This is a genomic window from Xylophilus sp. ASV27, from assembly GCF_016428875.1.
GTDB lineage: Bacteria > Pseudomonadota > Gammaproteobacteria > Burkholderiales > Burkholderiaceae_C > Xylophilus.
In genome coordinates this window covers 1-22,169 of sequence record NZ_JAELTO010000042.1, presented here as the reverse complement: position 1 = coordinate 22,169, position 22,169 = coordinate 1, and the positions used below count along the sequence as shown (strand labels likewise).

General features: G+C 70.5%; 23 protein-coding genes. 7 read left to right on the top strand and 16 right to left on the bottom strand.

Annotated elements, in window-relative coordinates; all coding sequences use genetic code 11:
- Window positions 1-58: 58 nt before the first annotated feature.
- Window positions 59-865, bottom strand: coding sequence for an NUDIX hydrolase (locus JHD63_RS10885; protein ID WP_198970773.1), 807 nt, complete (start codon window positions 863-865; stop codon window positions 59-61).
- Window positions 862-1,845: a quinone oxidoreductase family protein gene (locus JHD63_RS10880; RefSeq protein WP_198970772.1), complete on the bottom strand. Its 984-nt coding sequence runs from the start codon at window positions 1,843-1,845 to the stop codon at window positions 862-864. Before JHD63_RS10880 ends, JHD63_RS10885 begins: the two co-directional genes overlap by 4 nt.
- Before the next feature lie 73 nt (window positions 1,846-1,918).
- Here JHD63_RS10880 and JHD63_RS10875 point away from each other — a divergent pair, with 73 nt between their 5' ends.
- Window positions 1,919-2,818, top strand: coding sequence for a DMT family transporter (locus JHD63_RS10875; RefSeq protein ID WP_198970771.1), 900 nt, complete (start codon window positions 1,919-1,921; stop codon window positions 2,816-2,818).
- Window positions 2,819-2,821: 3 nt separating this feature from the next.
- Here the strand turns inward: JHD63_RS10875 and JHD63_RS10870 are convergent, their stop codons facing one another.
- From JHD63_RS10870 to JHD63_RS10855, 4 genes are read right to left on the bottom strand one after another with little or no spacing between them, the layout of a single operon-like run.
- On the bottom strand, window positions 2,822-3,613 hold the full coding sequence (locus JHD63_RS10870) for an SDR family oxidoreductase (protein WP_198970770.1): 792 nt from the start codon (window positions 3,611-3,613) through the stop codon (window positions 2,822-2,824).
- 33 nt (window positions 3,614-3,646) lie between these two features.
- Window positions 3,647-4,624 (bottom strand): DMT family transporter, encoded by a 978-nt coding sequence (locus tag JHD63_RS10865; RefSeq protein WP_198970769.1) that lies wholly within the window; start codon window positions 4,622-4,624, stop codon window positions 3,647-3,649.
- Window positions 4,575-6,188: a gamma-glutamyltransferase family protein gene (locus JHD63_RS10860; protein WP_198970784.1), complete on the bottom strand. Its 1,614-nt coding sequence runs from the start codon at window positions 6,186-6,188 to the stop codon at window positions 4,575-4,577. The genes JHD63_RS10865 and JHD63_RS10860 overlap by 50 nt, the downstream gene beginning before the upstream one ends.
- Window positions 6,189-6,204: 16 nt before the next feature.
- Entirely contained in the window at window positions 6,205-7,179 is a 975-nt protein-coding gene (locus JHD63_RS10855) for a Bug family tripartite tricarboxylate transporter substrate binding protein (protein ID WP_198970768.1), read from the bottom strand.
- Between the two features lie 95 nt (window positions 7,180-7,274).
- Between JHD63_RS10855 and JHD63_RS10850 the strand changes: the two genes are divergently transcribed.
- Entirely contained in the window at window positions 7,275-8,201 is a 927-nt protein-coding gene (locus tag JHD63_RS10850) for a LysR family transcriptional regulator (protein ID WP_198970767.1), read from the top strand.
- Window positions 8,202-8,271: 70 nt separating this feature from the next.
- Here JHD63_RS10850 and JHD63_RS10845 read toward each other — a convergent pair whose 3' ends face one another.
- From JHD63_RS10845 to JHD63_RS10820, 6 genes are all read right to left on the bottom strand, one after another.
- Window positions 8,272-9,783, bottom strand: a complete 1,512-nt coding sequence (locus JHD63_RS10845) for a tripartite tricarboxylate transporter permease (protein WP_198970766.1) — start codon at window positions 9,781-9,783, stop codon at window positions 8,272-8,274.
- 13 nt (window positions 9,784-9,796) lie between these two features.
- A complete protein-coding gene (locus JHD63_RS10840) occupies window positions 9,797-10,285 on the bottom strand; it encodes a tripartite tricarboxylate transporter TctB family protein (RefSeq protein WP_198970765.1) in 489 nt (162 codons plus the stop codon).
- A gap of 118 nt (window positions 10,286-10,403) precedes the next feature.
- Window positions 10,404-12,191 (bottom strand): GspE/PulE family protein, encoded by a 1,788-nt coding sequence (locus JHD63_RS10835; protein ID WP_198970764.1) that lies wholly within the window; start codon window positions 12,189-12,191, stop codon window positions 10,404-10,406.
- A complete protein-coding gene (locus JHD63_RS10830) occupies window positions 12,191-12,949 on the bottom strand; it encodes a spermidine synthase (protein ID WP_198970763.1) in 759 nt (252 codons plus the stop codon). The genes JHD63_RS10835 and JHD63_RS10830 overlap by 1 nt, the downstream gene beginning before the upstream one ends.
- A gap of 15 nt (window positions 12,950-12,964) precedes the next feature.
- Window positions 12,965-13,474 carry a DNA-deoxyinosine glycosylase gene (locus JHD63_RS10825; RefSeq protein WP_198970762.1) on the bottom strand — a complete coding sequence of 170 codons (510 nt, stop codon included), beginning with the start codon at window positions 13,472-13,474 and terminating at the stop codon, window positions 12,965-12,967.
- The gene (locus JHD63_RS10820) at window positions 13,465-14,316 is read right to left on the bottom strand and encodes a TatD family hydrolase (RefSeq protein WP_198970761.1); all 852 of its coding nucleotides are present in this window, start codon (window positions 14,314-14,316) and stop codon (window positions 13,465-13,467) included. The genes JHD63_RS10825 and JHD63_RS10820 overlap by 10 nt, the downstream gene beginning before the upstream one ends.
- A gap of 143 nt (window positions 14,317-14,459) precedes the next feature.
- On the opposite strand from JHD63_RS10820, the gene JHD63_RS10815 reads away from it, so the two are divergent.
- From JHD63_RS10815 to JHD63_RS10800, 4 genes are all read left to right on the top strand, one after another.
- On the top strand, window positions 14,460-15,437 hold the full coding sequence (locus JHD63_RS10815) for a S1C family serine protease (protein WP_198970760.1): 978 nt from the start codon (window positions 14,460-14,462) through the stop codon (window positions 15,435-15,437).
- Between the two features lie 26 nt (window positions 15,438-15,463).
- The gene (locus tag JHD63_RS10810) at window positions 15,464-16,474 is read left to right on the top strand and encodes an AAA family ATPase (protein WP_198970759.1); all 1,011 of its coding nucleotides are present in this window, start codon (window positions 15,464-15,466) and stop codon (window positions 16,472-16,474) included.
- Window positions 16,455-17,417: a DUF58 domain-containing protein gene (locus JHD63_RS10805; RefSeq protein ID WP_198970758.1), complete on the top strand. Its 963-nt coding sequence runs from the start codon at window positions 16,455-16,457 to the stop codon at window positions 17,415-17,417. The genes JHD63_RS10810 and JHD63_RS10805 overlap by 20 nt, the downstream gene beginning before the upstream one ends.
- 108 nt (window positions 17,418-17,525) lie before the next feature.
- A complete protein-coding gene (locus JHD63_RS10800; RefSeq protein ID WP_233167944.1) occupies window positions 17,526-18,554 on the top strand; it encodes a VWA domain-containing protein in 1,029 nt (342 codons plus the stop codon).
- 185 nt (window positions 18,555-18,739) lie between these two features.
- Here the strand turns inward: JHD63_RS10800 and lolD are convergent, their stop codons facing one another.
- From lolD to mntA, 4 genes are read right to left on the bottom strand one after another with little or no spacing between them, the layout of a single operon-like run.
- A complete protein-coding gene (gene lolD / locus JHD63_RS10795) occupies window positions 18,740-19,432 on the bottom strand; it encodes a lipoprotein-releasing ABC transporter ATP-binding protein LolD (protein ID WP_198970756.1) in 693 nt (230 codons plus the stop codon).
- The gene (locus tag JHD63_RS10790) at window positions 19,425-20,681 is read right to left on the bottom strand and encodes a lipoprotein-releasing ABC transporter permease subunit (protein ID WP_198970755.1); all 1,257 of its coding nucleotides are present in this window, start codon (window positions 20,679-20,681) and stop codon (window positions 19,425-19,427) included. Before JHD63_RS10790 ends, lolD begins: the two co-directional genes overlap by 8 nt.
- Window positions 20,682-20,704: 23 nt before the next feature.
- Window positions 20,705-20,890, bottom strand: coding sequence for a hypothetical protein (locus JHD63_RS10785; RefSeq protein WP_198970754.1), 186 nt, complete (start codon window positions 20,888-20,890; stop codon window positions 20,705-20,707).
- Entirely contained in the window at window positions 20,880-21,305 is a 426-nt protein-coding gene (gene mntA / locus JHD63_RS10780) for a type VII toxin-antitoxin system MntA family adenylyltransferase antitoxin (protein ID WP_198970753.1), read from the bottom strand. Before mntA ends, JHD63_RS10785 begins: the two co-directional genes overlap by 11 nt.
- A gap of 66 nt (window positions 21,306-21,371) precedes the next feature.
- On the opposite strand from mntA, the gene JHD63_RS10775 reads away from it, so the two are divergent.
- Window positions 21,372-22,169 (top strand): hypothetical protein (locus tag JHD63_RS10775; RefSeq protein WP_198970752.1); only part of this gene is annotated, 798 nt, incomplete at its 3' end.

Here is a 22,169-nt window from a genome sequence, read left to right as displayed (position 1 = left end):
AGGCACAAACAGGCGCAGCAGCGCCAAGGCCCGCGCACTCGCGTGGGAAGGGCCGCCCTCACCACCCCAGCGCCGCCGCCAGCACCAGCGTGGCCTCGGGCGTGAACATGCCCTGCTCCAGGCGCTGCAGCAGCGCGTCGCGCGGCAGCAGTTCGAAGCGGGCGACTTCGCCGTCCTGGTTGACGGGCTGCAGGTGCTGCGGCACGGTGGCGCGGTACCAGTCGATGCGCTCCCGCATGTGGCCGCGGCCGCCGGCCTCGTCGCTGGGCTGGTCGAGGTCCACGTGGCCGCCATGGGCCAGGGCCTGCAGGGCGTCGATGCGCAGGCCGGCTTCTTCCCAGGTCTCGCGCGCGAGGGCCTGCTCGCGCGTGTCGGCGGCCGAAACCATGCCGCCCATGAGCGTGTCCCACAGGCCGGGGTGGTTGGGTTTGTCGAAGGCGCGCTGCTGCACCCACATGCGGCCATCGGGAGCCAGGCCGAGCAGGTGGACCGCCTGCGTCGCCACGCCGAGCACGCGCACGGCGCCGCGCTCGACGATGCCGATGCGCCTGCCGGCCGCGTCGCACACGGCGAGCTGCTCGCCGCGCCAGGGACCGCAGTGGCCGGCGTCGCGCAGCGCATGGGCCAGCGCATGGAGCGCGCCGCTGGCATCCAGGCCGCGCAGCACCCAGGCCGGCGCGCCGCGATACTCCTCTTTTGATAGCGTATAGCCCAGACGCATCCTGGGCTGCAGGCTGATTTGACTCCAAACTTCGGCATCGACCGAGCCCACGACCTCGTCCTCGACCAGGAAGGGCTCGCGCGCTCGCCCGGGGCCGCGCCGGGCCTGGGCGCGCGCGGCGGTGACCCAGCCGGGCGCGTTCACGGCGTGAGGATGGTGGAGCCGGTGGTCTTGCGCGCTTCCAGGTCGCGGTGCGCCTGCTGCACCTCGGCCAGCGGGTAGCGCTGCGCGATGCGGATGTTGACCTGCCCGCCCGCGACCACGGCGAACAGGTCGTCGGCCATGGCCTGCGTGGCCTCGCGCGTGGCGATGTGGCTGAACAGCGTCTGCCGCGTGACGTAGAGCGAGCCCTTGGCGCCGAGCAGGCCGGGCGCGAACGGCGGCACCGGGCCGGAGGCGTTGCCGAAGCTGGCCATGAGGCCGAAGGGGCGCAGGCAATCGAGCGACTGGTCCCAGGTGTCCTTGCCCACGGAGTCGTACACCACCTTCACGCCCTTGCCGCCGGTGATCTCCTTCACGCGCGCGGCGAAGTCTTCCCTGGCGTAGTTGATGGCGTGCGCGGCGCCGTTGTCCAGCGCCAGTTGGCATTTGGCGTCGGAGCCGGCGGTGCCGATCAGTCGCAGGCCCAGCGCCCGGGCCCACTGGCAGGCGATCAGGCCGACGCCGCCCGCGGCCGCGTGGAACAGCACGTGGTCGCCCGGCTCCAGTCCCTCCACCGGCCGCGCCTTCTTCAGCAGGTATTGGGCGGTCAGGCCCTTGAGCATCATGGCCGCGCCGGTCTCGAAGCTGATGGCGTCGGGCAGCCGGCACACGCATTGGGCGGGCATCACGCGCACCTCGCAATAGGCGCCGGGCGGGTTGCTGGCATAGGCGGCGCGGTCGCCGGCCCGCAGGTGCGTCACGCCCTCGCCCACCGCCTCGATGACGCCCGCGCCTTCCATGCCCAGCTGCAGCGGCATGGGGAACGGGTAGAGGCCGGTGCGCTGGTAGACGTCGATGAAGTTCAGCCCCACCGCATAGTGGCGGATGCGGACCTCGCCCGGGCCGGGCTCGCCGACCTGCACGTCGACGACTCTCATCTCCTGCGGGCCTCCGTGGCGTTCGATGCGGACGGCTTTGCTCATGGGTGCGCTCCTGTGGGTCAAGGCCGGGAATGCTGCCACGAAAGCCCGGAATCTGCAGGGTACATTCGACCGCATGTCCACACGACTGAGCCCCTCCACGCTGCTGCTGTTGCTGGTCCCGCCGCTGCTCTGGGCCGGCAATGCGGTGGTCGGCAGGCTGGTGCACGAGCTGATCCCGCCCATGACCTTCAACTTCGTGCGCTGGGCGCTCGCCTTCGTGCTGCTGCTGCCGCTGGCAGGCCATGTGCTGCGGCGGGGCTCGCCGCTGTGGCGGCACCGCGGGCGCTTCGCGCTGCTCGGGCTGCTGGGCGTGGGCTGCTACAACGCGCTGCAGTACCTGGCGCTGCAGACCTCCACGCCGATCAACACCACGCTGATGGGCTCGAGCATGCCGGTCTGGATGCTGCTGGTGGGCGCGCTGTTCTTCGGCGCGCGGGTGCAGCCGCGCCAGGTGCTGGGCGCGCTGCTGTCGGTGGCCGGCGTGCTGGTGGTGCTGTCGCGCGGGGACTGGGGCCAGTTGCAGACGCTGCGCCTGGTGCCGGGCGACGGCTTCATGGTGCTGGCCACCATCGCCTGGGCCTTCTACAGCTGGCTGCTGGTGCAGCCGCGCGACCCGCCGGAGCTGCGCGGCGACTGGTCGGCCTTCCTGATGGGGCAGATCGTCTTCGGCCTGGGCTGGGCCGGGCTGGCCACGGCGGGCGAATGGCAGTGGGCCGATGCGCACGTCACCTGGGGCTGGCCGCTGGCCGCGGCCGTTGTGTTCGTGGCCGTGGGGCCGGCGATCCTGGCCTATCGCTGCTTCGGCGCCGGCGTGCGGCGCGTGGGCCCCGGCACCACCGCCATCTTCGCCAACCTCACGCCGCTGTTCGCGGCCCTGCTGTCGGCCGCCTTCCTGGGCGAGACGCCGCACTTCTACCATGCGGCGGCGTTCGTGCTGATCGTGGCGGGGATCGTGGTGTCCTCGCGGCGTTGAGTCTCAGAACGTTCCGGTATAGGCGCCGCCGTCGGCCAGCACGTTCTGGCCGTTGATGTAGCCGGCGTGCACGCTGCAAAGAAAGGCGCAGATGGCGCCGAACTCCGCCGGGCTGCCGAAGCGCCCGGCCGGGATGCCGCGGCGGCGCTGGTCCATGACGGCGTCCAGGCCCTTGCCCGCCTTCTGGGCGGCGCCGACCATGGTCATCTTCAAGCGGTCGGTTTCGAAGGCGCCGGGCAGCAGGTTGTTCAGGGTCACGCCCTTGCCGGCGATGGCGCTGCGCGCGACGCCGGCGACGAAGCCGGTCAGCCCGCTGCGCGCGCCGTTGGACAGGCCGAGCACGTCGATCGGCGCCTTGACCGCGCTGGAGGTGATGTTGACGATGCGCCCGAAGCCGCGCGCGGCCATGCCGTCCACCGTGGCCTTGATGAGTTCGATCGGCGTGAGCATGTTGGCGTCGACTGCCCGGATCCAGGCCGCGCGGTCCCAGTCGCGGAAGTCGCCGGGCGGCGGGCCGCCGGCGTTGGTGACGACGATGTCGAAATCATGCCCGAGCGCGAACACCGCCGCGCGGCCCGCCTCGGTGGTGATGTCGGCGGCCACCGGCTTCACGAAGGGGGCGGAGGCCGCCGCCGCACCGGCCAGATGCCGCGCGGCGGCTTCGAGCGCCTCGGCGCCGCGCGCGACGATCACCACGTTCACGCCCTCGCGCACCAGCGCCTCGGCGCAGCCGTAGCCTAGCCCCTTGCTCGCTCCGCATACCAGCGCGGTCCTGCCTGCAATGCCCAGATCCATGTTCGACTCCAGAAGAAAGAAAGCGCGGAGGCGTCAGCGCCCCGTGCGCGTGAAAACGAAAATGCCCGCGATCACCAGCGCCGTGCCGGCCGCGACCCAGGCGGTGAACGGCTCGCCGAGTATCACCACCCCCATGAGAATGGTCGACAGCGGCCCGACCATGCCGGTCTGCGCGGCCATGGCCGGCCCGATGCGTTCGATGGCCATCATCACCATCAGCACCGGCACGGCGGTGCACAGCGTGGCGTTGAGCACCGACAGCCAAAGGACCCCGGGCGCCACCCGCAGCGCCGTGTCGAGCGGCAGCAGCAGCGCGTACTGCGCCAGGCAGAACAGGCAGGCCACGCTGGTCGCCAGCCCCACCAGCCGCAGCGCGCCCAGCCGCCGCACGAACTCGCCGCTGTAGACCAGGTAGCCCGCGTAGCTCACCGCGCTGAGAAAAACCAGGAACGCGCCCCAGGCCGCGGCAAGGCCGCCGCCCTGGGTGTCGCCGGCCAGCAGTTCGTGGCCGAACACCAGCAGCACGCCGGCGTAGCTGACGATCATGCCCAGCACCTGCGGACGCGACGGCCGGCGCCGGTAGAGCAGCCAGCCGAAGAACAGTACCAGCGTCGGGTTGAGATACAGAATCAGCCGCTCGAAGCTGGCCGAGATGTAGGCGAGCCCGGCGAAGTCGAGGAAGCTCGAGAGGTAGTAGCCGGAGAAGCCCAGCCCGATCACGCCGAGCCAGTCGCGGCCGGTGAGCGCGGGCTTGCCGCGCCCGGCCCACCAGGCCATGAGCGCGAAAATGGGCAGCGCGAACAGCATGCGCAGCATGATCAGCGTCACGGCGTCCACGCCGTGGCGGTAGGCCAGCTTGACGATGATCGCCTTGCCGCTGAAGGCGATCGCGCCCAGCGTGGCGAGCACCAAGCCCGGGGCGAGGTTCTTCTGGGCCGCACTCAACGGTGGTGCGCCCGCCTCAATACCCCGCCGCCGCGCCGTCGCGGCGCGGATCGCTGGCGGCCACATAGCCTTCGATCGCAGGCTCGCCCGCGCGCCAGATGAACTGGCCGGCGCCGAAGTCCTGGTACGAATCGTTGATCACCTCCAGTTGATGGCCCAGCTCGCGCAGGCCCTGCACCGTGGCGGGGTTCATCGCGGCCTCGACGTTGATCTCCAGGCCCGCGTTGAAGCGCCAGCGCGGCGCATCGCAGGCGGCCTGCGGGTTCTGCCTGTAGTCGAGCATGCGCACCAGCGTCTGCATGTGGCCCTGCGGCTGCATGTTGCCGCCCATCACGCCGAAGCTCATGACCGGCTGGCCGTCCTTGGTGAGGAAGGCCGGGATGATGGTGTGGAACGGGCGCTTGCCCGGCGCCACCAGGTTGGGGCTGCCGGCCTTGAGGCTGAAGCCATGGCCGCGGTTCTGCAGGCTGATGCCGAACCCGGGCTCCACGCAGCCCGAGCCGAAGCCCATGTAGTTGCTCTGGATGAAGCTCACCATCATGCCGCGCTCGTCGGCGGCGGTGAGGTAGATGGTGCCGCCCTTCACCGGGTTGCCGGCCTTGAAGTCCTGCGCCTTCTTCACGTCGATCAGGCGGGCGCGCGAGGCCAGATAGGCGTCGTCGAGCATCTGCTCGGTGCTCACTTCCATGCTACTGCGCTCCGACACGTAGCGGTACACGTCGGCAAAGGCCAGCTTCATGGCCTCGATCTGCAGATGCTGCGACCGCACCGAATCGACCGGCAGCGAGGCGATGTCGAACTTCTCCAGGATGCCCAGCGCGATCAGCGCCGCGATGCCCTGGCCGTTGGGCGGAATCTCGTGCAGCGTGTGGCCGCGGTAGTCGCGCGAAATCGGCGTGACCCATTCGGGCTGGTAGGCCGCGAGGTCGGCCACGGTGAGCGCGCCGCCCTGCTCTGCGGAGAACTTCGCCAGCGCCTCGGCGATCTCGCCGCTGTAGTAGGCCTCGCCCTTGGTGCGGGCGATGGCCCTGAGCGCGCGCGCGGCGGCGGCGAAGCGGAACAGCTCGCCCACCTCGGGCGCGCGGCCCCAGGGCAGGAAGGCCTGCGCGAAGCCCGGCTGCGACTGCAGCAGCGGCGTGGCGGCGGCCCACTTGCCCTGCACCACGGGCGGCACCAGGTAGCCGCGCTCGGCGATGTCGATGGCCGGCGCCAGCAGGTCGGCGAAGGGCAGCTTGCCGAAGCGCTCGCTCAGCGCGACCCAGCCGCGCACCGCGCCCGGCACCGTGACCGAATCGATGCCGCGCATCGGCGGCGTTGTGGCGTCGGCGCCGCATCTGGCCTTGAAGTACTCGGGCGTCCAGGCCTTGGGCGCGGGGCCCGAGGCATTGAGGCCGTGCAGTTCCTTGCCGTCCCACAGAATGCAGAAGGCATCGCTGCCCAGGCCGTTGCTCACCGGCTCGACCAGCGTCATCACCGCCGCGGTGGCAATGGCCGCATCGACCGCGTTGCCGCCCTGCTGCAGGATGCGCAGCCCGGCCTGCGAGGCCAGCGGGTGCGAGGTCGACACCACGTTGCGCGCGAACACCGGGATGCGGGTGGAGAGGTAGGGGTTGTTGAAGTCGAAGTTCATTTCCATGTGCTCTGCGTTATTCGTTGGTGATCTTGCGGTCGACCACGATCTTTTTCCACTTCGCGGCGTCCACCGCCACCATCTTCGCGAACTGCTCGGGCGTGCCCGGCGTGGCGGGCTCGATGCCCAGGCGCGCGAGCTTGTCCCTGACCTCGGAGTCGGACAGCGCGTCGTTGGCGGCCTTGTTGAGCTTCGCGACGACGTCGGCGGGCAGGTTCCTCGGCCCGTAGAAGCCGAACCAGGTGTTCGACTCGAAGCCCGGCAGCGTGTCGGCAATGGGCGGCAGCTCAGGTGCGAGCGGGCTGCGCTTGAGCGTGGTCACGCCCAGCGCACGCAGGCGGCCGTCGCGCACGTGCGGCATGCCGGTGGGCAGCGAGTCGAACAGCACGTCGATCTTTCCGCTGATCAGGTCGGGAATGGCCAGCGCCGTGCCCTTGTAGGGAATGTGCGTGACGAACACGCCGGCCTGCGACTTGAACAGCTCGGCCGTGAGCTGCACGATGGTGCCGTTGCCGCTCGATGCGTAGTTGAGCCGGCCGGGGTTCTTGCGGGCGTGGTCGATCCACTCGCGCACCGTCTTCGCGGGCGAACTGACCGGCACCAGCATGATGCTGGGCGCGTCTCCCACGTGCGCGATCGGAGTGAAGTCGCGCACCGTGTCGTAGGGCAGCCGGGCGGTGATGGCCGGTCCGATCGAATGGGTGCTGGTGGTGGCCAGCAGCAGGGTGTAGCCGTCAGGGGCTGACTTGGCCACCAGGTCGGAGCCGATGGCCCCGCCCGCGCCTGGCTTGTTGTCGATCACCAGGGTCGTGCCGAGCTTCTCGCCCATCTTCTGGCCGAGCGTGCGTGCCAGCAGGTCGGTGGCGCCGGCCGCGGGAAACGGCACGACGAGCCGGATCGGCTTGTTCGGGTAGCCCTGCGCCAGGCTCGAAGAAGACGCCACTATGCCGAGCGCTAGGGCAAGGACCTGGAGGACTTGAATGCGTTTCATCGGTGGTACTGCGCAATGGTGGGCAACCCCGCATGTTATGCAGCAGCGGCGCATCAAGCCAGATAATCTGGTTTATTCAACTATCAATAGCGTTCATGCCCAGGAGCCCCACCGAGGACGTTTCGCTGCAGCAGTTGCGCGCGCTGGCGGCGGTGGCCGAGACCGGCAGCTTCACCTTGGCGGCCGAGGCCCTGCAGCTCACGCAACCGGCCATCAGCCACCTGATCAAGCGCATGGAGGAGGAATTGGCGCAGCCGCTGGTCGTGCGCGGCCGCCGCATACGGATGACCACGGCGGGCCAGATGATGGTGGATACGGCGGTGCGCGCACTCCGGCTGATCGATGAGTCGGTGAGCGCCTGCCGCTCCCAGTCGCAGTTGCGCGATGGACGCATCGTGCTGGCGGTGGGCCACCTCACGGCCGGCGCGCTGCTGCCGCCGCTGCTGGGCCGCTTCTCGCAGACGCACCCGAAGCTCGCGACCACGCTGCTCGACAGCACGGCCGAGCAGATGATTTCGCGCGTGCTCTCGCAGGAGGCAGACCTGGGCTTCGGCTCGGACATCGGCCAGCAGCATTCGGAGCTGGCCACCGAGCCGCTGTTCACGGAACGCCTGGCGCTCTTCGTGCGCGATGACCATCCGCTGGCGCAGCGCGTGGTGGTCGACGGCCGGCACCTGCAATCGCAGCCCTTCATCCACGTCAATCCGGATGCCAACGTCTGGCGCTCGGTCAGCCGCCAGCTCGCGAGCATGGCAAACGTCTACCCGCGCGTGGCGCACCACGTGTCGATGCTGTCGACCGCATTCGGCCTGATCCAGTCGGGCGCGGGGGTCGCGCTGCTGCCGCGCTACGTGGAGGTGCTCATGCCGGTCAACCTGCGCGCGGTGGCCGTGGCGCGGCCCGCGCTCGAATACCCGGTGGTCGCCGTGCGCCTCGCCAAGCATCCGCTGAGCCCGGCCGCCCTGGCATTCCTGGCCATGGCGCGCCATCACATGAAGCCGCCGCGCGCGAGCAGGCCCTGAAAGACGAACGGCGCCCCTCGGAGCGCCGTTCGTAAACCAAGGACACCGGCGCACCGGCGTCAGTGGCGCTTCACTCCTCGACGAAGGCTTCCTGGCGCTTGGCCTTCACGGAAGGCAGCAGCACGATGATCAGCAGCAGCAGGGCTGCGGCGAGCAGGCCGGCGGAGATCGGGCGCGTGACGAACACGCTCCAGTCGCCGCGCGACAGCAGCAGCGCGCGGCGCAGGTTCTCTTCCATCATCGGGCCCAGGATGAAGCCCAGCAGCAGCGGCGCGGGTTCGCAGCCGAGCTTGTGGAAGATGTAGCCGATCACGCCGAAGGCGCCCACCATCCACACGTCGAAGGTGTTGTTGTTGGTGGTGTACACACCGACCGCACAGAACAGCACGATGGACGGGAACAGGTACTTGTAGGGCACGGACAGCAGCTTGATCCACATGCCGATCAGCGGCAGGTTCAGGATTACCAGCATGGCGTTGCCGATCCACATCGAGGCGATCAGGCCCCAGAACAGCTCGGGGTTGCTGGTCATCACCTGCGGGCCGGGCTGGATGTTGTGGATGGTCATGGCGCCCACCATCAGCGCCATCACCGCGTTGGGCGGAATGCCCAGCGTCAGCAGCGGGATGAAGGAGGTCTGCGAACCGGCATTGTTGGCGGACTCGGGAGCGGCCACGCCACGGATGTTGCCCTGGCCGAACGGCACTTCGCCGGGCTGGAGCTTGGTCTTCTTCTCGATGGTGTAGGCCGCAAAGGCCGCCAGCAGCGCACCGCCGCCAGGCAGGATGCCCAGGGCCGAACCGATGGCCGTGCCGCGCAGCACGGCGGGCACCATGCGCTTGAAGTCCTCCTTGGTCGGCATCAGGCCGTGGACCTTGGCCGTGAACACCTCACGATCGGACTCCGGCGTGGCCAGATTGGCGATGATTTCACCGTAGCCGAACACGCCCATGGCGATGGCCACGAAGCCGATGCCGTCGGTCAGTTCCGGGATGTCGAAGCTGTAGCGCGCCACGCCGGAATTGACGTCGGTACCCACCAGGCCCAGCAGCAGGCCCAGCACGATCATGGCAACCGCCTTGAGCAGCGAGCCCGAGGCCAGCACCACGGCACCGATCAGGCCCAGCGTCATCAGCGAGAAGTACTCGGCAGGGCCAAACTTGAAGGCCAGCTCGGTCAGCGGCGGCGCGAAGGCGGCCAGGATGACGGTACCCACGCAACCAGCGAAGAACGACCCCAGGCCGGCAGCAGCCAGCGCAGGCCCGGCTCGGCCTTTTCGCGCCATCTGGTAGCCGTCGATCACCGTCACCACCGAGGACGACTCGCCCGGCAGGTTCACCAGGATGGCGGTGGTGGAGCCGCCGTACTGCGCGCCGTAGTAGATGCCGGCCAGCATGATCAGTGCGGAGACGGGCGGCAGCGCGTAGGTTGCCGGCAGCAGCATGGCGATGGTCGCCACCGGGCCGATACCGGGCAGCACGCCGATCAGCGTGCCCAGCACGCAGCCGATGAAGGCGTAGAGCAGGTTGATCGGCGTGAAGGCCACGCCGAAACCCATGGAGAGATGAGAAAAGAGTTCCATGTGCGTGTCTTTCTCAGCCCGTGATGAAGGTGGGCCAGACGGCCATTTGCAGCTTGAGCGCCCAGATGAAGGCCACGTAGCTGCCGATGGCCAGCACCGTGGCCAGGAGCAGCGTGGGGACCAGCCTGAAGTTCTCGCCCGCCAGGCTGGCGATGAGGGTCAGCGCGTAGATGCCGATGATCAGGCCCATCGGCGGCAAGCCGATGCTGGGCAGGCCGCCGAGCAGCACGCCGAAGGCCAGGTTGGCCAGGATGATGAAGATCAGCGGCTTCCAGGCCCACTTGCCGATCTTGTCGCCGCCCTCGGTCTCCACGATGGTCGCCTTGAGGGCCAGCACGGCGCCAAGGATGGACATCACGATGCCCAGCATCAGCGGAAAGTAGCCGGGCCCCATGCGGGCCCCCTCGCCGACGCTGTAGGTGACCGCACCCCAGGCGAAGGCAACGCCGACCGCCAGGAACATGAGGCCGGCAAAGAAGTCTTTCTGACTTTTTATCTTCACAGCTTTCTCCAACACGAAAAAATGGGACTGGCGGATTGTGGAGGCGCGCACCCGCGGGCCCGATGTGGATTCCACCTACGGACAGACTAGGGAAACCCCTGCATCGGGGCGCTGCCGGCTATTCGAGCGGCGGCGTGGTGCCGAGCACTTCGTCGAGCGTGGTCAGGCCTTCGGCCACGCGCAGCGCCCCCGCCAGGCGCAGCGGCCGCATGCCGTCGGCCACGCCCTGGCGGCGCAGCGCGGCGATGCTGGGCGCGCGGTTCACCAGGTCCTTGAAGGCCTCGCTCACGCTCAGCAGTTCGTAGAGCCCTATGCGGCCGCGAAAGCCGGTCATGCGGCAGTCCACGCAACCCATCGGCTTGTAGGGCTGGTAGGGGCCGTTGAGCTTCCAGGGCTTGACCACGTCGGCCATGAGTGCGGCGCTGGCATCGGGGTCGGGCTGGCGGCAACTGCGGCACAGGGTGCGCACCAGGCGCTGCGCCAGCACCCCCAGCAGGGTGGCGTTGACCAGATAGGCCGGCACGCCCAGTTCCATCAGGCGCGTGACGGCCGAGGGCGCATCATTGGTGTGCAGGGTGGAGAACACCAGATGGCCGGTGAGCGCGGCCTGCACCGCCATCTCGGCGGTGGCGAGGTCGCGGATCTCGCCGACCATGATGATGTCCGGGTCCTGCCGCATCAGCGCGCGCAGGCCCTCGGTGAAGCCGAAATCCAGCGCCGGCTGCACCTGCGTCTGGTTGAAGGAGGGCTCGATCATCTCGATCGGGTCTTCCACCGTGCTGACGTTGACCTCCTCCGTGGCCACGCGCTTGAGCGTGGAATAGAGCGTGGTGGTCTTGCCCGAGCCGGTGGGGCCGGTCACCAGGATGATGCCGTGCGGGCGCCGCACCAGTTGCTCCCAGCGGCCCGCGTCGTGCGGCGCAAAGCCCAGCGCGTCGAGGTCCTTGACAGCGGTATCGGGGTCGAAGATGCGCATCACCATCTTCTCGCCGAAGGCCGTGGGCAGGGTGGACAGGCGCATCTCCACCTCGTCGCCGCGCGGGTTGCGGGTCTTGATGCGGCCGTCCTGCGGGCGGCGCTTTTCCACCACGTCCATGCGACCGAGCAGCTTGATGCGCGCGGTCATGGCGTTGAGCACGCCGATCGGCATCTGGTAGACCGGGTGCAGCAGGCCGTCGATGCGGAAGCGGATCACGCCCTGCTCGCGCCGCGGCTCCAGGTGGATGTCGCTGGCGCGCTGGTCGAAGGCGTACTGCCAGAGCCAGTCGACCACGCGCACCACGCCCTGGTCGTTGGCGTCGAGCTGGCGGTTGCTCCTGCCCAGCTCCACCAATTGCTCGAAGCTCGCGGTGCCGCTGTTGCCGCCGGCCTTCTGTGCCGCGCGCACCGACTTGGCCAGGGCGAAGAATTCCGCCGTGAAACGCTGCACATCCTGCGGGTTGGCCACCACGCGGCGCACCGTGCGGCGCGCCTGACGCTCCACTTCGGCGATCCACTCGGTGACGAAGGGCTCGGCGGTCGCCACCACCACCTCGGACGCACTCACCTGCACCGGCAGCACGCGGTGCCGCTCGGCATAGGCCGCGCTCATGGTGTCGGCAACCTTGCCGACGTCCACCCGCAGCGGATCGATGCGCAGGTAGGGCAGCCCGGCCTTGGCCGCCAGGTATTCGGTCAGCATTTCCACGTCGAGCGGTTTGCCGTCGGACTGGCGCAGCATCGCCACGTTGGCCAAGCGCACCAGCGGGTGCTGCACGCTCTCGGCCTGGGCGCAGCGCGAGATGGTGCGCAGCGCCTCCTCCGCGGCGATCACGCCGTCCTCACGCAGCCACTCGACGATGCGGCGCCAGTCGATCGGGCCCTGGTGGTGGCCGACGGCGAAGGCGTTGGGGGCGGCGGCGTTCATCAGTTCTTCACCGGTTTGAAGACGCGCGGCCACTTGGCTGCCGGCAGTCCCCAGCGCGTTTGGATCGCCTCGCCGCGCGCCAGCAGCGTGGCGCGGTCGGCCGACTGGGCCGTGCGCTGGGCCAGCACCACGGTATTGCCTTCGCGCGTCGGCCGGAAGGCCCAGACCGCATCCGGCCCGAACGCGTCCACGATCCTGGCCAGGCTGGCGGCGTAGCTGGAGGCGCGGCCGAACAGGTTCACGGTCATGCAGCCGTCCTCGGTCAGGAGCGAGCGGCAGTCTCGGTAGAAATCCGCACTGTCGAGTACCGGCGCGGCCGCGTCGTCGTCGTACAGGTCGACCTGCAAGGCATCCACCGCGGCCTGCCACTGCGGGCGCCGGATCTCCTCGGCCGCGTCGGCCACGATCACCTGCAGGCGCGCATCGTCGGGCGGCAGCTTGAACCAGCCGCGGCAGGCATGGACCACCTGGGGGTTGAGCTCGATCGCCGTGGTCCGCATGCGCAGCGTCTTGCGGCAGAACTTGGTCAGCGCGGCCGCGCCCAGCCCCAGTTGCATGGCGTGGCGCCGGACGACCGACGCGGGCGTGACGAACAGCAACCAGGCCATCATGCGCTGCACGTATTCCAGCTCCAGTGCATTGGGGGCGTCCATGCGCATGGAGCCCTGGATCCAGATGCTGCCCAGGTGCAGGTGCCGAACGTCGCCGTCGTCGGAGAAGTTCACTTCGGGAAACGTGCGGACAGGTCTGCGGGGCATGCGATGGGGCGCGGGTCAGAGGAGATGGTGGCGGCGCAACACGGCCTCCCAGGCCCCGCGCTTGCGCTCGAAGCTCCAGGAGGCGTTGGCCGGGCTGGTCGAGGGGAGTTTGTACACCTGAATGCGTCCGGCTTCCGCGCCCAGCGCCGCGATCACCGCCGGCGCATGCCGGAAACTCTCGCCGCCGTTGTGCGCCACCGCCTCCAGGCGCGGGCAGTGCCGCGCCAGCGCGGCGAAGTCGTTGACTTCGGCGTTGCGGATCGCGGCATCCAGGCTGCCTTCGCGCTCGCAGGCGGCATAGACGTCCCACAGCGCCAGGCCACGCTCGCGCAGCGCCGCGATACGCGCCGGGTAGTCCAGCGCCGCCAGGTCCATGCCCCACAGCGCCGACAGGATCTTCCAGAAATGGTTTTGCGGATGGCCGTAGTACTGCTGCTGCGCCAGGGAGCGCGCGCCGGGGAAGCTGCCCAGCACCAGCAGGCGCGCCTGCCCCGAGACGACGGGCGCCAAGCCGGTCAGCCGCATGGCAGCAGCGCGCGCAGCCGCGGCAGCGCCTGCAGCGCGTTGCGGGTGGTGGCCTCGGCCAGGGCCTCGAGCGGGATGCCGCGCAGGGCGGCCAGTTCGGCGCCGATGCGCGGCAGTTCCTCCGGCGCATTGCGTGCCTGCGGCAAGCCGCCGCGGCGCTGCTCGGCGCTGCGGTAGAGCCAGCGCGGCGGGATGTCGGGCGCGTCGGTCTCCAGCACCAGGGCGTCGAGCGGCACCGCTGCCGCCACGCGCCGCACCTGCCGGGCACGCTCGAAGGTCAGGGTCGCGCCCATACCCAGCTTGAAGCCCAGGGCGATGAAGGCCTCGGCCTGCTGCAGGCTGCCATTGAATGCATGGGCGATGCCGCGCCACGCATGGCGGCCGGCCCCACTGCCGCCGGCCTCGCGCAAGTGGCGCAGCACCTGATCGACCGAGCGGCGCACGTGCAGCAGCACCGGCAGGTCCCAGCGGCGCGCCAGGCGCAGTTGCACCCGGAAGAAATGCTGCTGGCGCGCGTCGTCCAGCTCCGGCACGAAGTAGTCGAGGCCGATTTCCCCGAGCGCCACCAGCCGGGGATCGTCCGCCCGCGCGGCCAGCGCAGCTTCCAGCACGGCCAGTTCCGTCTCGGCGGCCGTGGCCGTATGGAGCGGATGCACCCCCAGCGCGTAGGCGTCGCCATGGCGGTGGGCCCAGGTGCGCACGACGTCGAAATTGGCGGCATGCACGGCCGGCACCACGCAGCAGGCCACGCCCAGCCGCGCCGCGCGCAAGCGCACGGCGTCCCGGTCGGGGGCGAATTCAGAGGCGTCGAGGTGGCAGTGGGTGTCGATCCAGACCGGCATGATGCAGGGCGTGCCAGCGATGGCACGCCCTGCATCATGCCGCACGGCCAACACAAGAACTTGTATCGCCCGCAGCGCAACGCACTGAATCGTGCTACGGTTATCCTGCGACCCAGTCGGGCGCCATAAACGAGGTACCCCGGATGCGCAGGCCCGCCCTCTACAGCAGTTCCCTTCGTTCTCCCGCCAGCGGCGAACCGGTACTGGATGGCGAGCGCCCCGAGGCGCAGGCCGCGCCGGCACCGGAATCCGCCCCGGCGCCCGCTGTTGCGGACACGGCCGGCACTCCCCCCGCTTCCCGCCTGCATCGCGGCCTGCGCCTGGCGCGCCGTGGCGTGACGCCGGCCTTGCTGCTGTGCGCGCTGACGCTCGGCGGGCTCGGGCTGTGGCGGCCGGTGCCCCCCCGGCTCACCCAGGACGAAGTCGATGCCGCCGTCAAGCACACGCTGGAGCGCGTGGTGCTGCCCTCGTCCGCTGCCCGCGCCGCGGCCAAGGTCGGCCCGGCGGTGGTCCGGGTCACGGCCTACGGCAAGGAAGACCGCAGGAAGAACGGCAAGTACAAGGAGAAGGAGCCCGGCGAGATAGAGCGCGGCATTGGCACCGGCGTGGTCATCGTCGACAAGGGCGTGATCCTGACCAACCTGCACGTGGTGGCCGGGGCCGACCATATCCGCGTGACCTTCTTCGACGGCCTGGAATCCGCCGCCTCGGTCACCGGCGTGCAGCCCGAGCAGGACCTGGCCGTGCTGCAGGCGCACCAGATCCCGGACGACCTGGAAGCCGCCACGCTGCGCTCCACCGCCGACCTGCGGCCCGGCGACGAGGTGGTGGCGATCGGCTTTCCGTTCGGCATCGGGCCCTCGGTATCGTCGGGCGTGGTGTCGGGCCTCAAGCGCGGCTTCGTCTCGCCCGAAGGCAAGACCCAGTTGCGCAACCTGATCCAGTTCGACGCCGCGGCCAATCCCGGCAATTCCGGCGGGCCGCTGGTGACCATGGACGGCGAGGTGGTGGGCATCGTCACCGCCATCCTGAACCCGACGCAGAGCCGGACCTTCCTCGGCATCGGCTTTGCCGTGCCCATCGAGAACGCCGCCGCAGCGGCCGGCATGCCGCCGTTCTGAGCCCCGCACACAGCACCAGGAGCCCCATGGACGCCCCTCTCCGCGAATCCCCCAGCGCCTCGCTCATGGAACAGGTGCTGTTCGAGGTCAAGCGCATCGTCGTCGGCCAGGACCGCTTCCTGGAGCGGGTCATGGTCGCCATGCTGGCGCAGGGCCACCTGCTGGTCGAAGGCGTGCCGGGCCTGGCCAAGACGCTCACGGTCAAGACCTTGGCCGGCGCGGTGCAGGGCAGCTTCAAGCGCATCCAGTTCACGCCCGACCTGGTGCCGGCCGACCTGGTGGGCACCCGGCTCTACAACCAGAAGAGCGGCGACTTCAGCACCGCGCTGGGCCCGGTCTTTGCCAACCTGCTGCTGGCCGACGAGATCAACCGCGCGCCGGCCAAGGTGCAGAGCGCGCTGCTGGAGGTGATGCAGGAGCGCCAGGTCACCATCGCCGGCGAGACGCACCGCGTGCCCTCGCCCTTCCTGGTGATGGCCACGCAGAACCCGGTGGAAACCGAGGGCACCTATGCGCTGCCCGAGGCGCAGGTGGACCGCTTCATGATGAAGGTGCTGGTGGAGTACCCGAGCGACGAGGACGAATTCGTCATCGTGCAGCGCGCCATGCACCCGCCCGCGCCGGTGGTGCCGGTGGCCACCACGGCGCAGCTCGCCGAACTGCAGGCCCAGTGCCGGCAGGTCTACATCGACCCGTCCCTGCTCCAGTACGCCGTGCGGCTGGTGGCGGCCACGCGCCGGCCGGACGAGTGCGGCCTGAAGAATTTCGGCCACCTGCTGGCCTACGGCGCCAGCCCGCGCGCCACCATCAACCTGGCCGAGGGGGCCCGCGCGCTGGCCATGCTGCGCGGCCGCGACTATGCCCTGCCCGCCGACATGGCCGACCTGGTGCCCGACGTACTGCGCCACCGCATGGCGCTGTCCTACGAGGCGCTGGCCGAGGGCATCAGCGCCGACGCCCTGATCGCCCGGCTGATGGCGCACATACCGGCGCCGGCCAAGCCGCTGCACCACGCCCATGAAAAACGCGCCGCCTGAGGCCACCGGAGCCCGGCCCGGCCCGCCCGCCCGCGAGGTCGAGGCACTGCTGCGCCGGCTCGAATGGACGGCGCTGCGCCGGCTCGACGGCCTGCTGCAGGGCAGCCACCGCACGCTCAAGCGCGGCGCCGGGCTGGACCTGGCCGACCTGCGCGAGTACCAGCCGCAGGACGACGTGCGCCACATCGACTGGAACGTCACCGCCCGTACCCAGGTGCCGCACGTGCGCGTCTTCACCGAGGACCGCGAGATGGCCGCGTGGTTCGTGGTGGACCAGAGCGCCTCGGTCGACTTCGGCTCCGGCGCGCGCCGCAAGCGCACGGTGCAGGCCGAGTTCGTCGGCACCATCGCCCGCCTGCTCACCCGCCACGGCAACCGGGTCGGCGCCCTGCTGGGCGGCAGCGGCCCCGAGCGCTGGATTCCCGCGCGCGGGGGGCGCGCCCATGTGCTGCACCTGCTGCAGTGCTGCCTGCGGGCCGCGCCCGCCCTGGGCCCCGCGGCACCCACCAGCCTGGGGCCCTGGCTGGAGACGCTGGGACGCGCGCTGCGTCAGCGCGGCACGGTGTTCGTCGTCTCCGACTTCATCAGCGCGCCCGGCTGGGAGCAGCCCCTGGGCCGCCTGGCCCAGCGGCACGACGTGGTCGCCGTGCGCCTGTTCGACCCGCTGGAGCGGGCGCTGCCCGACATCGGCCTGGTCGCCATGCGCGATGCCGAAACCGGCGAGCAATTACTGGTCGACACGCACGAGCGCATGTTCCGCCAGCGCTTCGCACGCCTGGCCGCCGCGCGCGAAGACCGCCTGCGGCAGAGCCTGGCCCAGGCCGGGGTGGATGCGCTGGAGCTGTCCACCGAAGACGATCTGGTCGAGGCCGTCATGCGCTTCTCCGAACTGCGGCGCCGCCGCTCGCGCCAGCGCGGCGCCCCCTCCCTGAGCGCCGCCTGACACACCGAGCCCGCCATGCCGCCAACCGAGCCGAACGCCCTCCATTGGCTGGACCGCTGGCACGCCTTCTGGTCGGGGCTGCCCGTGCCCGACTTCCTCTGGCCGCAGATGCTCTGGCTGCTGCTCGCGCTGCCGCTGCTGGTGCTGTTCTACCTCTGGATGCAGGGCCGGCGGCGCAAGCTGGCGGTGCGCTATGCCAGCCTGTCGCTGGTGCGCGAGGCCCTGGGCAAGGGCCCGGGCTGGCGCCGGCACCTGCCGCCCCTGCTGCTGCTGCTGGCGCTGGCCGCCATGCTGGTGGCGGCGGCGCGGCCGGTGGCGGTGATCGCCCTGCCCTCGCAGCAGCAGACCATCATGCTGGCCATCGACGTGTCGGCCAGCATGCGCGCCACCGACGTCAAGCCCAACCGGCTGGTCGCTGCGCAGGACTCGGCCAAGTCCTTCATCGCCCAGTTGCCGCGCACCGTGCGCGTGGGGGTGGTGGCCTTCGCCGGCAGCGCGCAGGTGGCGCAGTTGCCGACCCAGTCGCGCGACGACCTGATGACCGCCATCGACAGCTTCCAGTTGCAGCGCGGCACGGCCACCGGCAATGGCCTGATGCTGGCGCTGGCCACGCTGTTCCCCAACAGCGGCATCGACATCGCCTCCCTGGGCATGGGCCCGCGCGGCGGCCCGCGGCTCTCGCCGCTCGACGCGCAGGCCAACGACACGCCCAAGCCGCCGCCCCCGCCGGTGGCCCCGGGCTCCTACAGTTCCGCCGCCATCGTGATGCTGACCGACGGCCAGCGCACCACCGGGGTCGACCCATTGGAGGCCGCCCAGATCGCCGCCGACCGCGGCGTGCGCATCTACACGGTGGGCGTGGGCACGCGCGAGGGCGACACCATCGGCTTCGAGGGCTGGTCGATGCGGGTGCGGCTGGACGAAGACACGCTCAAGGCGGTCGCCGCCAAGACCAATGGCGAATACTTCTTCGCCGGCAGCGCGCCGGACCTGAAGCGGGTCTACGACACCCTCAGCTCACGCCTGGCGGTGGAGAAGCGCGAAACCGAGGTGTCCGCGCTGTTCGCGCTGGCGGGCGCCGCCTTCGCGCTGCTGGCGACGCTGCTGTCGATGTGGTGGTTTCACCGGGTGGCCTGAGGAGGTGTGAACGAACCCGCTGTGCCCGCTCGTCCCGCAAGAACGCGCCTCTCACGCATGAGCCCAGCCGCCCGGTCACCGAGATGGAGCATGGCCAGTTTCGCGGCAAAAGCTGGATTTTAGGCAAAAAATGGCTGAAGCCCAGTCAAATCCCGGGCTTTCAGCTATCTATTTGATAGCAAACGCTACTCGAACCGCCCCGACACCAGCCGCAGCCGCCGGTCGCAGCGCGCGGCCAGGGTGTCGTCATGGGTGACGACGACGAAGGCGGTGCCCTGCTCGCGGGCCAGCCCCATCATCAGTTCGAACACACCGTCGGCGGTGCTGCGGTCGAGGTTGCCGGTGGGCTCGTCGGCCAGCACGCAGGCCGGCTGGGTGACCAGGGCGCGCGCGATCGCCACCCGCTGGCGCTCGCCGCCCGAGAGTTCGGCCGGCCGGTGGTGCACCCGCTCGGCCAGGCCCACGGCCGCGAGGATGCGGTCAGCGGCGGCGTTGTACGACTCCGGCGCATCGCGCCGGATGCGCAGCGGCATGGCGACGTTGTCGCGCGCGCTGAATTCCGGCAGCAGGTGGTGGAACTGGTAGACGAAACCCAGGTGGCGGTTGCGCAGGCGGCCCTGGGCCGCGGCATCGAGCTGCGCCAGCGCCTGGCCCTGCAGCACGACCGAACCGGCGCTGGGCGCGTCCAGCCCGCCCAGCAGGTGCAGCAGCGTGCTCTTGCCCGAGCCGGAGGCGCCGACGATGGCCAGCGTCTCGCCGGCGCGCACCTCCAGGTCCACGCCATGCAGCACCGTCAGGTCGATGCGGCCCTCGCGGAAGCGCTTGGTAAGGCCCCGCGCCCTGAGCACCACGGAAGAGGGCGAAGCCTGCTCATTCATACCGCAGCGCCTCCGCCGGGTTGACGCGGCTGGCGCGCCAGCTCGGGTAGAGCGTGGCGATGAAGGCCAGCACCAGCGAGATGGCCGCGATCGGCACAATGTCGCCGCGCTGCGGGTCGCTGGGCATGCGGCTGATCAGATAGACGTCCTTGGGCAGGAAGCTGGCGTGGAAGAGCTGTTCGAGGAAGGGCACGATGACGTCGATGTTGAAGGCGATCAGGAGGCCCAGCGCCAACCCGCCGAGCGTGCCGATCACGCCGACCATGGCGCCCTGCACCACGAAGATGCCCATGATGCTGCGCGGGCTGGCGCCCAGCGTGCGCAGGATGGCGATGTCGGCGCGCTTGTCGGTCACGGTCATGACCAGCGTGGACACCAGGTTGAACGCCGCCACGGCGACGATCAGGGTCAGGATGATGAACATCATGCGTTTCTCCAGCTCCACGGCGGAGAACCAGGTCTTGTTCTGCTGCGTCCAGTCGCGGATCAGCAGGTCGCCCGAGAGCGAGCCGGCCAGCTGCGCGGCCACCTGGCGCGCCTGCTGCAGGTCCTTGAGCTTCAGGCGGATGCCGGTCGGGCCTTCCAGGCGGAACAGGCGCGCGGCGTCGTCCTGGTGGATCATGGCCAGCGCGGAGTCGTACTCGTAGTGGCCGGAGTCGAAGGTGCCGACCACGGTCATGCGCTTGAGGCGCGGCACCACGCCCGCGGGCGTCACGTCGCCGCTGGGCGACACCAGGGTGATCGGGTCGCCCGCCACCACGCCCAGCGCCCGCGCCAGCTCCTGGCCCAGCACGATGCCGAACTGCCCCGGCACCAGCTTCTGCAGCACGGCCGCGTGGTCGGTGGAGCCCAGGTCCGCCACCTCGCCTTCGTGCGCCGGGTCGATGCCGCGCACCATCACGCCGCGCATGTCGTCGCCGCGCGCCAGCAGCGCCTGCGCCGAGATGAAGGTGGCCGCGCCCACCACCGCCGGGTTGCGCCGCGCCTCGGCCAGGGTCAGGGCCGGGTCCGGCAGCGCCGCGCCGCCGGGCGCGAAGATCTCGATGTCCGACACCACCGACAGCATGCGGTCGCGCACGTCCTTCTGGAAGCCGTTCATCACCGACAGCACGATGATCAGCGCCGCCACGCCCAGCGCAATGCCCAGCATGGACACGCCCGAGATGAAGGAGATGAAGCCGTTGCGCCGCGTCGTGCGCCCGGCGCGGGTGTAGCGCAGGCCCAGGGCCAATTCGTAGGGGAGTTGCATGTGTTTGGAGGAGCCTTGTTCTTCTAGGGCCGCTCTGCATCGCGCAGCTCCAGCGCCGCCTCGCAGGCGCGCTGGATGTTCAGGATGGCGGCATCCTGCCGTGTGAAATCGAGCGAGAAACCAGCGGGATCGTCCGCATACTCCTGCCGGGCGCGTGCCACGCAACGCTCGATGGTCGCGGCCTTGTTCAGCAGCACCTCATCGGCCATGGACGCGTCCTTCGCGGGCGATGTCGGCCAGCAGGCCAGCGCGGGCTTCGTCCAGCGCGGTCTTCTCGCTGAGCACGAAGGCCTCGAACAGGCCGGCGCGCACGTCGGCGGCCCACCAGCGCTCGCCGGTCATCAGCACCTGGTACTGCATCACGGTGGAGGCAGCGCGCAGGTCCAGCAGATCGACCTCGCAGCCGGCAATGCCCGACAGATCGGACGCCAGTTCCCAGAGCCGCACCGGGTCGGCATAGCCGGCGACCAGCACCGCCAGGTCCAGGTCGCTGTCCGGGCCGGACGTGCCGCTCACGCGGCTGCCGAAGGCATGGATGGCCAGCAGGCCGGGCAGACGCTGCTGTAACTGCGCGACGAGCGCGTCGCGCGGCGGGGTGGGCCGGGAAGGAATCGGGGATGGCATGAGCGCCCGATTGTGATCGAATCGCCGCGCCCTTCTGCATCCATCGGTAGCCGCGACAATCGGGCCATGCACCTTCTGATCCCGTTCGCAGCCGCCGACGCCGAGGGCTGCGCGGCGCAGCGGCGCGGCCTGCGCCTGCCCCGGCTGGAGCGCCTGCTGGCGCTACTGGCGCCCGCCGGCACCGATGCCGGCGACGAATTCACCCTGTCCCCGCCGCACGAGCGCGCGCTGGCCGCGCTGCTGGGCATGGACGGCGGCGGCGACGGCCGGCTGCCCTGGGCCGCGCAGGCGCTGGCCGCCGCCGGCGCCGACCCGGGCAGCGCCGCCTGGGCCCATGTCACGCCCTGCCACTGGCGCATCGCGCCGGACCACATCGCCATGACCGACCCGGCCGGGCTGCAGCTGCAGGAGCAGGAGTCCCGCGCGCTGCTGGCCGTGGTCGCGCCCTACTTCATCGAGGACGGCATCGCGCTGGACTACGTGTCGCCGCTGGTCTGGCGCGCGCACGGCGAGCCGCTGCGCGGGCTGGCCACCGCCTCGCTCGACCGGGTCACCGGCCGCAGCCTGGACCTGTGGATGCCCGACGCGCCCGCCGCCCGCCCGCTGCGCCGGCTGCAGAGCGAGATCCAGATGCTGCTCTACACCCACCCGCTGACCGACGCGCGCAGCGCGCGCGGGCTGCCGCCGGTCAACGCCTTCTGGCTCAGCGGCACCGGCGACTGGCCGGCCGGCGCGCGCGGCACGCTGCCCGGCCTGCGCATGCCGCAGGCGCTGCGCGAGGCCGCGCCTGTCTCTTATACACATCTAAAAGGGGGGGGGGGGGGGGGGGGGGGGGGGGGGGGGGGGGGGGGGGGGGGGGGGGGG